The sequence below is a fragment of the Neobacillus sp. NPDC093182 genome (assembly GCF_044754045.1).
Genome location: NZ_JBIVOI010000015.1, coordinates 16,681 through 33,892, shown reverse-complemented (window position 1 = coordinate 33,892; position 17,212 = coordinate 16,681). Strand labels below are relative to the sequence as shown.

Genomic DNA, 17,212 nt, shown 5'->3' with positions numbered 1-17,212 from the left:
TACAATTCAGAAATTTTCATTAATCAAATTTTAAACCAGCAGGTGCTTCCTCGATGACAGACTCAAATTCTTCTTCAATCACCCAATCACGTCCGACTGAGATTCCTAGATATTTTGCGTCACTTGGATCTTCAATTTCAGCTTGTTGATACTTCTTAAACCACCAGTATTTCGCCAGGACATAATAGATAGCAGCTCCAAGCAGGAAACCTACTAAAAATCCATATGCCGGGAGTAAATAGGAGACATAACCGCCAATAATCCAAGCAATAAAGCCTGCAAGATTCACACCGCCCCAATATCTAAATTGACCATGGTCTTCGTATAACTCCGGCACATTTACTCTTCTTTTACGGATTAAATAATAGTCCGCAAAGAGAATACCAACGATTGCTGACAATACGCCGCCAACGATTAAAAGAATAGGAATGATGACACCAAATAGCTCCCACGGCTGCACGATTGTACCCACTATTCCAGCGGTAATAACACCCGCCCAAAATGGAAACTTCGGTCCGCCTACATTAGAGAAAATCGTTGCAGCAGGAACAACATTCGCAGCAGTATTCGTTGACCACTGAGCTAATACGATCATCAACAGTAAAACGGCAAGGACCATTCCGCTGGCTGATTCTTGAAGTGCAACCACTGGGTCTGCATTTAATACCGCAATGTAAGAGACTGCACCAATGATGATCATGAAGGTTTGCGTTAATGGCATGGCAATAAGGTTTCCGATTAAAGAACTTTTGTTTCTCTTAAACCAGTTCTTTTCATTTACTGGAGCTTTCATGTAGCGAGAAATCGATGGAATATCGGCACTCAGTGTTGCCCAGAAGCCCATGTTACTAAAAATAACAACCATAAAAGCGGTAACCGCCGCACCGCCGGTAACTGGTGATTCTACCCAGCTCCAAACATCTCTTCCCGCAGCTTGGGCTTGGTCCGATAATGAGGAATACATCCAAATCGAGATTATGAGAATGATTGGCGCCGCTAAATCAGCAAATCTTTCAATCGATTTAATTCCTAAAGCGGTATTAATCAATTGGAAAATTGCAAAAATAATGAAGCAGATGAACCAATTATCAAATCCAGATAAAATATTTAAAATGCCGTTCATTGCTGTCGCACCGAAATAGGTATTAATCCCAAACCAAGCTGAAGCGGTAACTCCCCTTGTGATTGAAGGAATATGGGTTCCGATCGTCCCAAATGGAGCTCTCATGTATACAGGAAATGACAATCCATGCTCTATGCCGATATCAGCAATTAAGGAAATGAAAAATCCGATGGCGAGTGAACCGATAATGGTTGCAAGAATGACAAGCGGCAAGGAGAGACTTTGGACCCCTGCACCGCCAATCGCAAAGGTAGCGAGTACGACTACCATCCCTACCCACATAAATGAATATCCTAACTTTGTAACTTTTCTGTCTTTTTGTTGAATTGGTAATAAATCTGAAGACTTTAAGTGGCTTTTTTTCATATGAACACTCCTTTTCGGTTTTACTAAAGGCTGTGTTGATGGGGCCTGTTGATTTCCACTACAGGCACTTCGCTTTCCGCGGGCGTGCCGGGGAGCCTCCTCGGCGCTTAAGCGCCTGTGGGGTCTCCCCAGCCCCGTACTCCCGCAGGAGTCTTCGTGCCTTTCGCTCCAATCAACAGGGTGCAAATCAACAATTTGATCGAACACAGCCAAGATTAAAAGAATTTAAATATTCAAATTCAATCACCGACAACAACTGAGGTTATTTAGGGCAATTGCTTGCTGTATGGCAAGCAATTGCAGGAGTCGTTCAACAATGAATGGAGAAAGTAGTGTTCTCTTTAATGCTGTTAAATGGATAGGGTTTCGTTTTGGTTTACTGGTGCATTCACATTGTATTTGGCTCTCTTTAGATATTGGCCTGATCCTGGTTTGCCGACGAACTGCTTATCCCGCACGACGAACTCCCCTCGTGATAATACGGAAACCGGCTCACCCGTGACTTTCATGCCTTCAAAGGCATTGTAATCGACTGCCATATGGTGAGTTTCAGCAGAGATCACTCTTTCTGCTTGTGGATCAAAAATGACGATATCAGCGTCTGCCCCCACTGCAATCGTCCCTTTTTTCGGGAATAAGCCAAATAATTTAGCCGCTCGAGTAGAAGTTAAATCAACAAACTGATTTAGACTAATCCGTCCCTTCCTCACCCCCTCAGAAAATAAGATCGATAGTCGATCTTCAATAATCGGTCCGCCGTTTGGAATTTTTGTAAAATCATCTCTTCCTAAATCCTTCTGTCCTTTAAAATCAAAGGAGCATTGGTCAGATCCAAGCGTTTGCAGCTGTCCGCTCTTTAAGGCATTCCACAACACCTCTTGGTTCCATTTTTCTCGTAATGGAGGTGACCAAACATATTTTGCACCCTCAAAATTTGGTCTTTCTAAGTAACTTTGATCTAAAACTAAATATTGTGGACAAGTTTCACCCCAAACATCAAAACCCTTGCTGCGTGCTTCCGCGATTTTTTCAACTGCATCCGCGCAAGAAACGTGAACCACATATAATTGCGAGTTTGCCAGTCCGGTGAGTTTCGCTGCTCTTCCCGTCGCCTCCCCCTCTAGTTCAGGCGGTCTGGTCAGGGCGTGATAGATTGGATCTTTGTTTCCTTCTGCGATGGCCTTTTTCGTTAAATAATCAATGACATCCCCATTTTCAGCATGGACCATTACAAGCGCACCATTTTCTTTCGCTGTAACAAGGGTTCGGAAAAGCGTTTCATCATCCGCCTGGAAAACGTTTTTGTAGGCCATAAATACTTTGAAAGAGGTAATACCTTCTTCATTGATCACGTAAGGAAGTTCATTTAAGACATTCTCATTGATTTCCGCTATCATTAAATGGAAACCATAGTCGATTACCGCTTTTTCCTTCGATTTTGCATGCCAGGTCTGGATCGCATTTTTTAACGGTTCACCTTTATTCGTTAAACAAAAATCAATTATCGTTGTTGTTCCGCCAAAAGCTGCCGCCATCGTTCCCGTTTCAAAATCATCCTTTGTCACGGTTCCTCCAAAAGGCATATCTAAATGAGTATGGGGATCAATACCCCCAGGGATAACAAGACAGCCATTGGCGTCGATTATTTCTGCTCCCTGTGCTGTAAGATTTGTGCCAATCTGAGTTATTCTTCCGTCTTCAATTAATATTTCTGCTGTATAGGTATCTGAGGCTGTTACAATCGTTCCATTTTTTATCAATTTCTTCATACCATTTCTCCCTTCTTATTTGTGACTATTAATCTTACATTCTGCTGCAAGACTCAAGGCAGACTGTCTTTCATTCCAAGTCATCGGAGGCATTTCATTTGGTACTTCCACCATATCAATTGCTCCATCAACCGGGCAGACAATCGAGCAAAGATTACAGCCAACACAATCCTCTTCTCTAACCTTCAGGTACCCATTCCCATTTTCGTCTGTTAACCTATCAATACATTGATGAGAGGTATCCTCACAGGCAATATGGCACTTGTTACAATTGATGCACACATCGGTATTGATTTTTGCCACAATATTATAATTGAGATCTAAATTACCCCAATCCGAATATTTCGGGACGGATTTACCAATGATTTCGCTGACAGATTTAATCCCCTTGCCATCTAAATAATGATTAAGTCCTTCAATCATATCTTCAACAATACGGAATCCATGATGCATAGCAGCGGTACAAATTTGCACACCCGTTGCGCCCATTAACATAAATTCAACGGCATCCTGCCAGTTCGAGATTCCGCCAATACCTGAAATAGGAACATTAATAGTTGCATGTCGTGCACACTCTGCCACCATATTTAAAGCAATCGGTTTTACGGCAGGACCACAGTAACCGCCATGCGCACCCTTCCCAGCAACATGTGGAATCGTATTCCATGTATCAAGGTCTACTCCCATTAAACTATTTATGGTGTTAATCATACTGATAGCGTCGGCTCCGCCATTACAAGCCGCTTCAGCAGTAGCTGTAATATCCGTGATGTTCGGTGTTAATTTTACGATAACAGGCGTTTTTGCCACTTCTTTTACCCAATAGGTCTGACGTTCAACTAGTGCTGGTACTTGCCCGGATGCAGCCCCCATTCCTCGTTCAGCCATTCCATGCGGGCAGCCAAAGTTTAATTCCAAACCATCGACCCCAACATCCTCAACACGTTTAACCAGTTCATGCCACTTCTCTTGTTTTGGCTCCATCATTAAGGATGCAATAATTGCATGGTTTGGAAATCTCTTTTTCGTTTCATAGATTTCCTTCAAATTTACATCTAATGGCCGGTCCGTTATTAATTCAATATTATTGAACCCAGCAACCCGCTGTCCGTTAAAACTTATCGCCGCAAACCTAGAGGTAACATTTAAGATGGGGTCACCTAATGTCTTCCATACGGCACCGCCCCACCCCGCTTCAAAGGCTCGCTGAACCTGATACCCTGAATTAGTTGGAGGTGCAGAAGCTAACCAAAATGGGTTAGGAGATTTTATTCCTGCAAGATTAATACTTAAATCAGCCAAATGAATTCACCCCTTTGTTATAGAAACATGCTTTATTATCAGAAAGCGCTTACATAATTATATCCTTAGGAATGTTAAATTAATGTGCAGTTCCAACTGCTGTAAATTGTTTATGAATGCTATAGGCTGCCAGTTTCCCTTGCTGTGCAGCGGTAACCACCATGGCATCGCCATTGCCTTTTCCAAAAACAACATCACCACATGCATATATTTTGGGATTGGAAGTTTGATAGGTTTCTTTATTTACCTTTACTACACCACTATCATGCTGTAGTTCTAGTGCCTTAATAAGTTCCAAATGCCTTGTTTGTCCGATCGCTTTGATAACCGCTTCAACCGGTATAACATATTCTGATCCTTCAACGGAATTAGGTCTTCTGCGGCCGTCCTGATCAGGCTCACCAAGATTCATTTTGATACATTCAATCCCGGTTACCTTTCCATGTTCATCTCCAATAATTCTCTTAGGTGCGGTTAACCAGCGGAATTCGACACCATCTTGTTTGGCAAATTCATATTCAAAATCATAGGCCGTCATTTCTTCTTCTGTTCGACGGTATAAAATTTTTACATTTTCTGCACCTAATCGTACTGAACAGGTGGCACCATCAATGGCCGTATTTCCTGCACCGATCACAACGGCACGCTTCCCAACAAAATCCTTTGATAATCTTCCGCTTTTAGTTTCCTTTACAAACTCAATCGCATCATAGACTCCCTCGAGGTCTTCACCTTCGATACCTAAATGAGGAACATGTGACATGCCAACCGCTAAAACAATACAATCAAAATCTTTAAGTAAATTCTTTACGGACACATCTTTACCAACCCGTGTATTGGTTTTGATTGTTACATTAAGCTTTTCAACCTGTTCCACTTCCCAGTACGAGATAGATTGTGGAAGACGGAAAGAGACAATTCCGTAGGTATTTAACCCGCCCGCTTTTTCTGCGGCTTCAAATATCGTCACTTTATATCCAAATCGTGCTAGTTCTCTGGCAGCAGAAAGTCCAGCCGGTCCCGCGCCCACTACAGCAACAGATTTACCATTTGGTTTTCCAGGCTCAAACAGCGTTTGTTCATTTTTGATGGCCCAATCGGTAGCATATCGCTGCAGGTTTCCAATCATAATTGGTTTTGTGGAATGATTTAAGACACAAGCACCTTCACACAGCTCCTCTGTTGGACACACTCTAGAACAGCTTGCACCAACTGGATTGGAGGTCATAATGGTTTTCGCAGAGCCAAGTAAATTTCCTGAGGCAATTTTTTTTATAAAAGTTGGGATATCGATGCCTGTGGGGCATGCCTTAATACAAGGGGCATCATAGCAATAAAGGCAGCGATTGGATTCTTCCAACGCTTCTTGATTGGTAAGTGCACGTTCTACTTCTTGGAAGTTACGTTCTAGATTGATCGTGGAGATTCGCTGTATTTTTTCCAATAAAAAGCCCTCCTTTTTAAAAGTGATTTTACTGAAAATTCTGCATCTATTTTTAATTTTACAGACCACAAAAGTGCATTTCATTATACAACCTGTAAAATGATGCTCGTATTCTACTATCCAATATGTAACCCGATGTATTAAAACATGAAATGTGATCCTTATTAGCAGATGATGTTTTGAAGGGAAATTGCGTTGAATAAAGTAGTTGATAAATGAGAGTTATTCTTGTACCAATGTTAATCTTTTACCAATTTATCACATGTGAACAAAAAATTTTGTAAAATTACATCGAACCTATTAATGAAGATTATAAAAAAAATAATAGGCATCCTTTACGAAAGAACCAAGGTTTTCACATAAAAAATAGGGCTAAATTAAAAATCAATGACAGTTTATCTAACAAATAAGTTCTCGACATTCTTAAATTAATTGCCGAATGATAACGACAAACAAAAAAGTGCACCTATTTGGTACACTTTCGATTAATATTATTGATTACCTTTTTTTACCCATTCAGCAACTTGAACGGTACGCTTTGCTTGGTGTTTGACGGTAGCTTGTACATCCTCAATCATTTTACCGTCTTGTCCAACTGTAACACTGGTTCCGTATGGGTTGCCTCCTGATGAGAAAATAACAGGATCTGTATAACCAGGTGCTGCAACAATCGCACCCCAATGATACATAGATGTATAAAGAGATAGAATCGTTGCTTCTTGTCCGCCATGAGCGTTTTGTGCAGAAGACATCGCGCTGACTACTTTATTAACCAGTTTCCCGTGGAACCATAATCCCCCTGTTGTATCTAAAAATTGCTTCATTTGGGCAGGCATATTTCCAAAGCGAGTTGGAACACTGAAAATGATGGCATCTGCCCACTCTAAATCATCATGTTTTACCTCAGGTACATGCTTTGTCGCTTCTACATGTGCCTTCCAGCCTTCATTTTCATCAATTACATTCTGAGGAGCAAGCTCAGGTACCTTTAATACTCTTACTTCTGCACCTGCTTCTTTCGCCCCCTCTTCAGCCCATTTTGCTAATTGGTAGTTCGTGCCGCCCATACTATAGTAAACGACAGCTAATTTTACATTTGTCATTGGCTCTGTCTCCTTATCCGGTTGGTTTCCAAATAATCTGCTTAAAAAACCCATTTAATACCACCTCTATGATTGTTGGTGACATTAAATTTTCCCCGATAAGAAATTAAAATATTCGTTTGCTTAAAGCTTTTTCCATTCTGAAAACCCAATCATTGAATCAATTTCATGTGAGAGATAGACATGGTGTCCTTTTTTATTTGATTGAGCCATCACTGCCATCGCAGCAGCAACTTTTCTTGCTTGTATCCCTCGGTATGGACGCAGGGGACCTATCATGATTTTGTTCAACACACCGCTGGCTTTTTCGGCTAGTTTCTCTCCTAACCGGAACTCTTCCCGCTTTCCTAACAATAATGAAGGTCTGAAAATATGCAGAGAAGGTATGTTTAAATTAGCCAGTGTTTCCTCTACCTCCTCTTTTACCCGGCTGTAAAAAAATAATGACTTACTGTCTGCCCCCATAGAACTGACTATGAGAAACTTTTCAGCACCGTTTTCCTTTGCTTTTTTTGCAGCCTCAATAGGATATTCATAATCTACTTTACGAAAAGCCTCTTTTGTCTTTGCCACTTTTATCGTTGTCCCTAGGCAGCAGAAAACATCTGTTACTTGAAATAACTCATGGTATTGATGTAGTTTATCGAAATCAACGATATGTACTTCACATACTTTAGATTCTACTTCAATCGGTCTGCGAACCAATAAATGCACTTTTTGATAGTGCCCATTTTCACTAAGTATTTGGACTAATTCTTTTCCGATTAGACCTGTAGCTCCGAGCACAAGTGCCGTTTTTTTTGTTAGACCCATATTCAGCTAGCCCCTCTCAACATTAAGCAATCACGTAAGAAAATTATACCATGCACAAAAGGTTCAAATAAAAAGTAGAAAAGAAAATGTTTTTTTACAATAAATGATATATCATTTTTATGTAGCCAACATAAAGGAGAGCGAACGATGAAATATGAATGGAGAAAAAAAGAGAAAGATTTGTATTTGCCTGCTGCGCACCCAGCTAAAATTGCAGTGCCTCCGATCCATTACTTCACATTAAAAGGGAAAGGAAATCCTAACAGCGAAGCATTTACGGAATGTGTGGAGGCCCTATATGCTTTATCATATGCGATCAGGATGCTTCCAAAGAAAGGTATCACTCCGGAGGGATATTATGAATATACGGTTTTTCCATTAGAAGGAGTCTGGGACTTGGATGAAGAAGGGAGACAATTAGAAAAGCTGGACAAAGACAGACTCGTTTATAAGCTGATGATTCGCCAGCCAGAGTTTGTTACAGCGGAACTCTTTTCATTTGCCAAGGAAGTAAGTGCGAAAAAGGTATCAGATGTACTGTTACGGTCCGTTAAATTTGAAACTATTGAAGAGGGATTGTGTGTCCAATGTATGCACATGGGGGATTACGATAGTGAACCGGTAACTTTTTCAAAAATGGATGATTTTTGTGCTGCCAATCACCTGACTCGAATCGACAAAAGACATCGGGAAATCTACATAAGTGATCCAAGAAAGTCGGACCCCGCAAAATTAAAAACAGTACTTAGATATAAGATAAAATAACACTTGGATCTTATACTAAAAGATCAGACAAACCTAAGTATTCCATTATTTCAGTATTACTTGGGCACAATGATATAACTCTCAAAAACTCTCCCTCCCTTACTATCATGCTTAACGCAGATACAAACAAACAACCAGCGTATTTCAGCTGGTTGTTTGTTTAACGGTATGTACTAAAGCAGATAAAAACTGGTGAATTAATTGAAGGGACTCATGGATGGATAGATTTTCTCGATATGCATCTACGTAATTTAAGGCAAAGTTCAAATCCCATAAACCATCGTCATGGCTAAACATTAAATCAAATTTTGCTTCATCACCCTGTAAAGAGTGATTAAGCTGTTCCTTTAACATTTTTTCAAACTTCTTTTGAAGCTTTAAACCCAGCATGACATCATAGGTTCCGAAGACATCATCTACCTCGATCGACACACCTTCGACACCGATTTCTTCAAACAAAGCTGACTCTACATAAATAAATTCACGTTTATGTTCTTTTAAATATGTAATTGGTTTGGTTAAAAAACTCGCTGATTCATTAGCAATCATCGTTTCTGTTTCCTTGCTGCAGCGTTCAATATAGGCTTCATTAAAACTTGAGTTTAATTTGATTTCCATTTTAAAACCTCCTATTTAGACAATCCCACTTTTACTATAGAGTTATGTCAAATAAAAAAGCAAATTTTAATAAAAAAAACGCCTAAACTCACTAAGAGTATAGACGTTTAGATTCGTATTAATTTTCTGCTAGTTTATTATTTACTACTTTTTTTCCAACAGGTTTTTCTTCTAAATTATCTTCTGCTTGCTTCACACGTTTCATGAAGAAGGCAAGGACCAGCGCAACCAAGGCAATAAAGACTGATACGAAAAATGCAAAATTAATACCGTCTAATGTTGCGCTCATCATAATTTGCTGCTGCATTTGAGCTAAAGCTTCTTGTGTTGGCTGTTCAGTCAAGTTTGCCATTGCTGCTTCACCGAGCTCTTTTGCCTTTGATTCTGCACGGTTTGACATCACGGTGACCAATAAGGCAGTTCCGATTGCTCCAGAAACCTGCTGAAGCGTGTTATTCATGGCAGTGCCATGTGGATAGAAACGTGCAGGTAATTGGTTTAAGCCATTCGTAGAAACAGGCATCATTACCATGGACATCCCTAACATTCGGACTGAGAATAAAAGCAGCAATTGAGTATACGTTGTTTCGAGCGTTAATTGGCTAAAGAGATAACTAGTTATCACGGTGATCACTAAGCCAATTATTGCTAAAAGGCGTCCGCCAAATTTGTCGAATAGTTTACCTGTAACGGGTGACATAAGTGCCATAATGATTGCTCCCGGAAGCATCATTAGGCCTGCATCAAATGGAGATATGCCGCGTACCGTTTGAACATAAATCGGCAGCAACAGCATCCCTGAAAACATTGCCATTGTTAATACCATTGAAATAACAGATGATAAAGCAAACATCGGATACTTAAAGATTCTATAATTAAGCATCGGCTTATCTTGTTTAAGTTGACGTATGATGGAAATAAGCAATGATATAGCACCAATAGCAATCGTCAAATAAACCTGTGGACTATCCCAGCCTTGCTTTCCTGCTGAACTGAAACCATAAAGCATGCCCCCAAAGCCCACGCTTGTAAGGAATACAGATATGAAATCAAGTCGAATATCAACTTTTTCTTTTTTATCTTTTAATAAGAAGAAACCGATTAATAGAACAACCGAAGCAATTGGTGTAACAAAGTGGAAAAGCATTCTCCAGTCATAATGCTCAATTAACCAGCCAGATAATGTGGGTCCAATTGCCGGTGCCCCCATTAAAACTAATCCAAAAATCCCCATTGCTGCTCCTCTTTTTTCAATTGGGAAGCTTACTAGCATAACATTCATTAATAACGGCATTAGGATCGCAGAACCTGCCGCCTGGGTCATCCTGCCTGCTAATAAAATCGGGAACACATGAGCAAACCCAGCAAGAATAGTTCCAGCCGTAAACAAGCCCATCGCCACTAAAAATAGATTTCGTACAGAATATTTTTGAATCAAAAATGCGGTTGTAGGAATTAATACCCCGTTTACTAACATAAAGCCTGTGGTTAACCATTGGACAGTTGACGCCTCAACTTCCAAATCAGCCATGATAGATGGAAGTGCTATGTTTAGTAAAGTATTGTTTAAAAAAGCAATAAAAGCCCCAATCATTAGGATTGAGATAATCCCGTATGGGGGACGTTTCGTTTCATTTTTTACGTGTTCCATGTTCTATACCCCCTGTGTAAACTCTTTGTACATTTTTTTATACCACTGTTTCACGCTTTATTAATAATATACCGATAGTTCATTTTTTGCAATCAAAAAACACCTAAAAATTATAGATTTGTAAAGCCCAGAATTATCATGTAGTATATTTTTATACAGGTAGTATACTTTGAATGATAGGTGATAAAATGAATGATCGAAAACAGCATGTCATTAATAAGGCCCATCAATTATTTATTGAAAAGGGTTTCCAAGCGACATCGATTCAGGATATTTTAGATTTTAGCGGTATCTCAAAAGGAACCTTTTATAAATATTTCTCATCAAAGAGTGAGCTATTAATTGCTATTTATAAAACAATCTATAAGCAGCTCCAAAAGGAGCGAAACGATTTATTAATTGGGAAAAGCCCTTCAGATATCGAGGTCTTTATTAGACAACTAGAACTGCAAATGATCTCTAATAAAAAAAATAAGTTAATTGCTTTATATGAAGAAGTCACTTCCACAAATGACGCAGATTTAAAGCAATTTATCCGAATCGCACGATTACGTTCACTAAGATGGATGGTTAGCAGATTTATCGATATCTTTGGTGAAAAAAATAAACCTTATTTATTAGATTGTGCCATTATGTTTCAGGGGCTCCTGCAGAACAATCTCCAATACAATCGCTTGGCAACCGATTCAAATGAGAAAATTAGTAATGTTGTCAGATATAGTGTGAATCGTTTAGTTAATATGGTTAACGAAGTAGCGGAAGCCGATGAACAATTGCACGACCCTGAGCTTTTAGAAAAATGGCTGCCTGGGCTTCAGAAGAATAATCATGATTTAATCGTTCAATTTTACAAAATCGTCAGTGCTATGAGAAATTGCATCTCAAAACACTTTCAAGATAAAAATGACCAGGAAAAATATCACGAACTGATAGATTTTATCCAAGAAGAAATCATGCATACTCGTGCACCAAGAAAATTCCTAATCGAAAGCACCCTCCAAACATTGCAAAATAACCCAGCAGGTGCCTGGGAAAAAGAGTTACTACAGCTTAACGAAATCATAACTGCCTTCTTTCAACAATTGGAGGAAACTGAAGAAGAACACTAAAATAGACATTTTGCTGATGAGAATTTTATCGACTGAGCGTTTGCCCATGCATTTCTAGGTAGTTTTACGTAATATAGTAAAAACAATGGATTGTTTTACTATTTTGAGGAGGAGCAGCTGCTTACTGCTTTTTAAAGCTACTGGAGGTGCAAAACAATGGGAGATTTCATGCCAGATAAGAATGAAAGAAGATCAATATTTGATTCTTTCAAGTTCTGGGGTCATAGACCTGAGCACAGGGATTCTCTAAGCGCAGATATTGAAAATAGCCCGACAATCACGATCGAAGACGTGGCAACCGATAAGACTATCGAAGACGTTGCAGCCGATGTTACCCCGAAAGAAAAACGGGATGAATCAAATCCTGGCAGCGTAAAACTATATGAAACAATAAGTGGTAATTTCATTATCACAAGAGGCTGGGATGGAAATAATATGCTGGTATATAAAATGCGGAGGAGAAATTACTAGCAAGGATGGAGCATAAAAACTCCATCCTTTTTGTTTTTATGTATATTCTACTTAGGTTCTACGTGAACATGTACGTCATAAACCTTATGTGTCCTCATTAACTCATCTTCCACTGTTGTGGCAATATCATGAGCCTCTTTCACATCTAATGTGGAATTAACGAGTATGACGACGTCCACGACTATGTTGTTCCCGTAGTTTCTTGCTTTAATTTCTTTTACACCTTTGACGCCCTTACATTGATGGATGGTATCTTTATATATATCCATTTGCTTTTCGTCAAATCCATCCGTTAAATAGAGAGATGCTTCTTTAAAAATATCCCATGCTGTTTTACAAATGAGGAGTCCAACAAGTACTGCTGCTAAAGGATCAAGCCAAGGGAGTCCAAACTGTGCACCCATGATACCGATAAAAGTACCTACACTTACCCAGGCATCAGAGAGATTATCCTTTGCTGCCGCCATGACAGATTGACTGTTAATTTCTGTTGCGAGTTTTTTATTATACCGGTAAACCCAGTACATCACGAACGCACAAAAAAGCCCCGTCCAGGCCGAGATAACATCTGGAGATTCTTTTTGTACGTAAAAAATACTAACGATCGCTTCGTATGTAACCTTGAGACCCACTGCTGCCATAATAAAGGAGGCGACCATGGAAGCTACGGTTTCTGCTTTCCAGTGTCCATAAGGATGATCATCATCCGCCGGCCTTTGGGATAATTTTAGACCTATAAGAACTGCCACTGATGCAATGATATCTGTTACATTATTTAAACCGTCTGCTTTCAATGCCTCAGAATTTGCTATATATCCAACTGCTAGTTTTAAAGCTGACAAACAAATATAGGCAATAATACTTACGATAGCTCCGCGCTCTCCTCTTTTTAAATCCAAAAATCCTTGTTCTTCTAACATTTTCATCACCCACTTCTTATCTCATCTATATTATTGAACAAAAACATCTAGTGGGTCTAGAGAAACCTTTTTCCCCTGCTCGAACTTTATAACAAGCACGAAAAAGTTTTGGCTTTGGTAAAAACAACAGTTAGCTTAACCTTGAAATTAAGCTGACAGTTAAGTATTCTAAGAACATATTGAACGAATTTAAGGATGTGTTTAACCTGCGATTAAATAAATTTATTTCCGAGTCTGGAAAAACATCTAGGCGCGGAGCGGATAAATGGATAGAAGAAGGTAGAGTTACGATTAACGGAAAAGTTGCTAAGGTTGGAAGTCAGGTTGAGCCTGGAGATGTGGTTCGTGTTAACGGTGAAACCATTAGGGTCGCCAAAAATTATGTTTATATTGCCCTTAATAAACCCGTTGGGATTACAAGCACAACGGAAAGACATATCAAAGGTAATATCATCGATTTAGTGAACCACCCTCTTCGAATTTTTAACATAGGCAGACTAGATAAAGATTCAGACGGGTTAATCCTGTTAACGAATGACGGAGATATCGTCAACGAAATACTGCGGGCGGAGAATAAGCATGAAAAAGAATATATTGTAACCGTAGATAAGCCGATTACTTCGGAGTTTTTAAAAAAGATGTCTGAAGGCGTTAAAATTCTAGATACGATAACCCTCCCATGTAAAGTGGAACAGCTGTCAAAGTATGTTTTTAAGATTATTTTAACGCAAGGGCTGAATCGGCAAATTCGACGGATGTGCTCTGCTCTCGGATATTCCGTTGTCCGCCTTCAGCGAATTCGGATTATGAATATCCACTTAGGAAACCTCCCTGTTGGCCAATGGAGAGATTTAACGAAAAAGGAAAAGCAGCAATTATTTAGTGATCTCAATTATGAACCTAGAGAATGGTGAAAAGAATGAGTCGAAACGTAAACAGTTCGACTCATTTTTTATTTGCTTTAATATTCAAATAATATATGATATTACTTAGGAACACGAAGGTTTAGAGGAGGAGAAAATAAATGGAAAAGACAGTAGAAAAACGGCTTACCCGCTCAGAAATTCCAGATGACTTAACATGGAATCTTGATGATTTATTTGTGTCAGATCAGGCATGGGAAGCCGACCTTGCTCTGATTGAAAATGATACCGCAAAGATTGAGGGCTTTAAAGGTAATTTACATACAAGTTCAAAAGAGTTAGCAGCATGCTTAATCGCTCAAGAACAACTATTAATGAAAATGGTCAAAGCAGCAACCTATGCAAGCTTAAAGCAATCCGCTGATGGGACTGATCCTGTTAATCAAGCTAATTCAGCCAAACTAGCTGCACTACGAACAAAAATGACTGCTGCATTATCATTCATTGCTTCTGAAATCCTTTCACTTGAAGAAGGAACGATTGAAAAATATCTTCAAGAGAACTCAGAACTTCAACCTTTCAGAAAGGATTTACTCGAGCTGCTTGAAACAAAAAAACATAGACTTTCACCAGAAACAGAAGAAGTATTAGCCGCTTTGGGTGAGGTTCATGGTGCCCCTTATACCGTTTATAACATGGCTAAATTAGCAGACATGGACTTTGCCCCTATTACGGATAGTAAAGGAAATGAATTACCTGTTTCTTTTGCTTTATTTGAAAATCGCTATGAGTTTTCTGCAAATACAGAAACACGCAGAAAAGCATATGACTCTTTCGTTTCAACGCTTAAACAATATAAAAACACAATTGCAGCAGCCTATTCTGCTGAAGTAAAAAAGCAAGTAACCCTTTCTCGATTAAGAAACTATCAGTCCGTTGAACAAATGCTTCTAGAACCACAGCAAGTAACCCTTGAAATGTACAACAATCAAATAGATATTATCTTTAAAGAGCTCGCCCCTCACATGCGCCGGTTTGCTGAACTTAAGAAAAAAGCATTAGGTCTTGATGTCATGAAGTTTTGTGATTTGAAAGCACCATTGGATCCTGATTTTAATCCAGAAACAACCTACCAAGAAGCAAGTCAACTTATCCTGGAATCATTGAAGGTAATGGGACCTGAGTATAGTGAAATTATTGAAAAAGGCTTTAAAGAGCGGTGGGTTGATCTTGCCGATAATATCGGAAAATCGACAGGTGCCTTCTGTTCCAGCCCTTATGGTGCACACCCATACATTTTAGTTACATGGCAGGATAATATGCGCGGCTGCTTCACCCTTGCACATGAATTCGGTCACGCTGGCCATTTTTATTTAGCAAACAAAAATCAAAGAATCATGAATGTTAGACCTTCCTTATATTTTATTGAAGCTCCATCAACTATGAATGAGCTTTTATTAGGGCAGCACCTATTAGCAAATAATGAAGACAAGGAAATGCGCCGCTGGGTAGTGCTTCAGCTGCTAGGAACGTACTATCATAATTTTGTCACTCATCTACTGGAAGCTGAATATCAACGCAGAGTGTATGCGTTAGCAGAAGGCGGAAAAGCCCTTACTGCTAATACTTTATCTGAAGTGACCAGAGCTGTACTAACAGAATTCTGGGGAGATAAGGTGGAAATCGATGAAGGTGCAAGCCTGACTTGGATGCGCCAGCCTCATTACTACATGGGCTTATATCCTTACACTTATTCCGCTGGATTGACAGCCTCTACTGCAGTGGCAAAATTGATTCAGGAACAAGGTCAGCCAGTTGTTAACCGATGGCTGGAAGTTCTGCGTGCCGGTGGAACCATGAAACCACTTGAGCTTTTGAAACATGCCGGTGTGGATATGTCGACTCCAGAGCCAGTCAGAAAAGCAGTAGCTTATGTCGGTTCACTAATTGATGAATTAGAAAAATCATACGAGTAAAAAGTGCCAGGCACCGCTCATATTAAATGGTGCCTGGCACTCTTTTATTCAATAAATCTAGCCACATCTTTGCCACAATTTTTACATTTCCCTTTTAGAACAATCCCGGGAGGTGAATCTTTGACGTCATAGTTTACAATTTGTACAACTTCGCTGCAATTACTACACCAAACATTTTGTTCGAGGTCTTTGCGTATTGCTGCTGGAATGGCAAGCCATTTTTTATTAGCAGAAAAAGAAACTACCTCATCGTTTGCTTTTTTAAGCAATCTGCTCCCCCACTTTTTAAAATTTTTCTTTTATTATCCCTAATAAGTATTGCCCTGAATTATGTTTTAAATCGGACCATCATCTTTTAAATGTAATGAAGTCAACATTAATAGGTTCTAGGTCTGATGCTCTTAGAAGTTGATTGATTTGTCCTCGATGGTACTGACCATGAAGAGCAACATGGGTTAAGATATCCCTTATGGAATCCTGAAACTCTGTACCCTTACTATTTTTGTAAGAGACTAGTTGATCTAAATCGATATTGGATAACATTGAAAGGAATTCAGCATAGTTATGATGATTTTGATTAACCATTTCTACACAGGATTCTAAACTTACCTCTGCCCAGATCGGTAAATGAGAACTATCTGCACCTTTTAATCTAGTATACCAAACGTTTTCCGCATGAAGGGTATGGGAGAAGAGATTATTTGCCTGCTTGTTCTCTTCACTGTTTTGTAAGGTTTCTAGAATTCGTTGATTAGCCCAATGTAAATGCTTAAACATAGATTGGATTGTTTCCAAGTAAGCCACCATCCTTTTATATTAAATTATCCTTACTCATGATCAAATACAGCACTTAATGGTACGTGGTCACTTAACGTAATATTTCAAAGCTAAATAACGAAATTCAAATGGTATTCACCCC

16 protein-coding genes are annotated in these 17,212 nt (G+C 39.3%); 5 read left to right on the top strand and 11 right to left on the bottom strand.

Going from position 1 to position 17,212, the window contains the following annotated elements:
• Positions 1-19: 19 nt before the first annotated feature.
• From ACIQAA_RS23885 to ACIQAA_RS23860, 6 genes are all read right to left on the bottom strand, one after another.
• Positions 20-1,489, bottom strand: a complete 1,470-nt coding sequence (locus tag ACIQAA_RS23885) for an NCS1 family transporter (RefSeq protein WP_402624597.1) — start codon at positions 1,487-1,489, stop codon at positions 20-22.
• A 350-nt stretch (positions 1,490-1,839) separates the two neighbouring features.
• Positions 1,840-3,258, bottom strand: a complete 1,419-nt coding sequence (gene hydA / locus ACIQAA_RS23880; protein WP_402624594.1) for a dihydropyrimidinase — start codon at positions 3,256-3,258, stop codon at positions 1,840-1,842.
• 15 nt (positions 3,259-3,273) lie between these two features.
• Positions 3,274-4,560: an NAD-dependent dihydropyrimidine dehydrogenase subunit PreA gene (preA, locus tag ACIQAA_RS23875; protein WP_402624591.1), complete on the bottom strand. Its 1,287-nt coding sequence runs from the start codon at positions 4,558-4,560 to the stop codon at positions 3,274-3,276.
• Positions 4,561-4,639: 79 nt separating this feature from the next.
• On the bottom strand, positions 4,640-6,004 hold the full coding sequence (locus ACIQAA_RS23870) for an NAD(P)-dependent oxidoreductase (RefSeq protein WP_402624588.1): 1,365 nt from the start codon (positions 6,002-6,004) through the stop codon (positions 4,640-4,642).
• A gap of 491 nt (positions 6,005-6,495) precedes the next feature.
• On the bottom strand, positions 6,496-7,107 hold the full coding sequence (gene wrbA, locus ACIQAA_RS23865; RefSeq protein ID WP_402624586.1) for an NAD(P)H:quinone oxidoreductase: 612 nt from the start codon (positions 7,105-7,107) through the stop codon (positions 6,496-6,498).
• 123 nt (positions 7,108-7,230) lie between these two features.
• The gene (locus ACIQAA_RS23860; protein ID WP_402624583.1) at positions 7,231-7,920 is read right to left on the bottom strand and encodes an NAD(P)H-binding protein; all 690 of its coding nucleotides are present in this window, start codon (positions 7,918-7,920) and stop codon (positions 7,231-7,233) included.
• Between the two features lie 147 nt (positions 7,921-8,067).
• Here ACIQAA_RS23860 and ACIQAA_RS23855 point away from each other — a divergent pair, with 147 nt between their 5' ends.
• Entirely contained in the window at positions 8,068-8,685 is a 618-nt protein-coding gene (locus ACIQAA_RS23855) for a GyrI-like domain-containing protein (RefSeq protein WP_402624580.1), read from the top strand.
• A gap of 144 nt (positions 8,686-8,829) precedes the next feature.
• Here the strand turns inward: ACIQAA_RS23855 and ACIQAA_RS23850 are convergent, their stop codons facing one another.
• Both ACIQAA_RS23850 and ACIQAA_RS23845 read right to left on the bottom strand, forming a co-directional pair.
• Positions 8,830-9,303, bottom strand: coding sequence for a branched-chain amino acid aminotransferase (locus tag ACIQAA_RS23850; RefSeq protein ID WP_402624578.1), 474 nt, complete (start codon positions 9,301-9,303; stop codon positions 8,830-8,832).
• A 118-nt stretch (positions 9,304-9,421) separates the two neighbouring features.
• On the bottom strand, positions 9,422-10,954 hold the full coding sequence (locus tag ACIQAA_RS23845; RefSeq protein WP_402624575.1) for a DHA2 family efflux MFS transporter permease subunit: 1,533 nt from the start codon (positions 10,952-10,954) through the stop codon (positions 9,422-9,424).
• A 188-nt stretch (positions 10,955-11,142) separates the two neighbouring features.
• On the opposite strand from ACIQAA_RS23845, the gene ACIQAA_RS23840 reads away from it, so the two are divergent.
• Positions 11,143-12,063, top strand: coding sequence for a TetR/AcrR family transcriptional regulator (locus ACIQAA_RS23840; RefSeq protein ID WP_402624572.1), 921 nt, complete (start codon positions 11,143-11,145; stop codon positions 12,061-12,063).
• A 156-nt stretch (positions 12,064-12,219) separates the two neighbouring features.
• The gene (locus ACIQAA_RS23835; RefSeq protein ID WP_402624569.1) at positions 12,220-12,534 is read left to right on the top strand and encodes a hypothetical protein; all 315 of its coding nucleotides are present in this window, start codon (positions 12,220-12,222) and stop codon (positions 12,532-12,534) included.
• 47 nt (positions 12,535-12,581) lie between these two features.
• Here the strand turns inward: ACIQAA_RS23835 and ACIQAA_RS23830 are convergent, their stop codons facing one another.
• Positions 12,582-13,454, bottom strand: coding sequence for a cation diffusion facilitator family transporter (locus ACIQAA_RS23830; protein ID WP_483874190.1), 873 nt, complete (start codon positions 13,452-13,454; stop codon positions 12,582-12,584).
• A 197-nt stretch (positions 13,455-13,651) separates the two neighbouring features.
• On the opposite strand from ACIQAA_RS23830, the gene rluF reads away from it, so the two are divergent.
• Together rluF and pepF are read left to right on the top strand one after the other, a co-directional pair.
• Positions 13,652-14,368, top strand: a complete 717-nt coding sequence (gene rluF / locus ACIQAA_RS23825) for a 23S rRNA pseudouridine(2604) synthase RluF (RefSeq protein WP_402624984.1) — start codon at positions 13,652-13,654, stop codon at positions 14,366-14,368.
• A gap of 110 nt (positions 14,369-14,478) precedes the next feature.
• Complete coding sequence (pepF, locus tag ACIQAA_RS23820) at positions 14,479-16,293, top strand: oligoendopeptidase F (RefSeq protein WP_402624563.1); 1,815 nt, start codon at positions 14,479-14,481, stop codon at positions 16,291-16,293.
• Between the two features lie 44 nt (positions 16,294-16,337).
• On the opposite strand, the gene ACIQAA_RS23815 is transcribed toward pepF, so the two are convergent.
• Together ACIQAA_RS23815 and ACIQAA_RS23810 are read right to left on the bottom strand one after the other, a co-directional pair.
• Positions 16,338-16,562, bottom strand: coding sequence for a hypothetical protein (locus ACIQAA_RS23815; protein ID WP_402624561.1), 225 nt, complete (start codon positions 16,560-16,562; stop codon positions 16,338-16,340).
• A gap of 79 nt (positions 16,563-16,641) precedes the next feature.
• On the bottom strand, positions 16,642-17,097 hold the full coding sequence (locus ACIQAA_RS23810; protein ID WP_402624559.1) for a DinB family protein: 456 nt from the start codon (positions 17,095-17,097) through the stop codon (positions 16,642-16,644).
• Positions 17,098-17,212 lie beyond the last annotated feature (115 nt).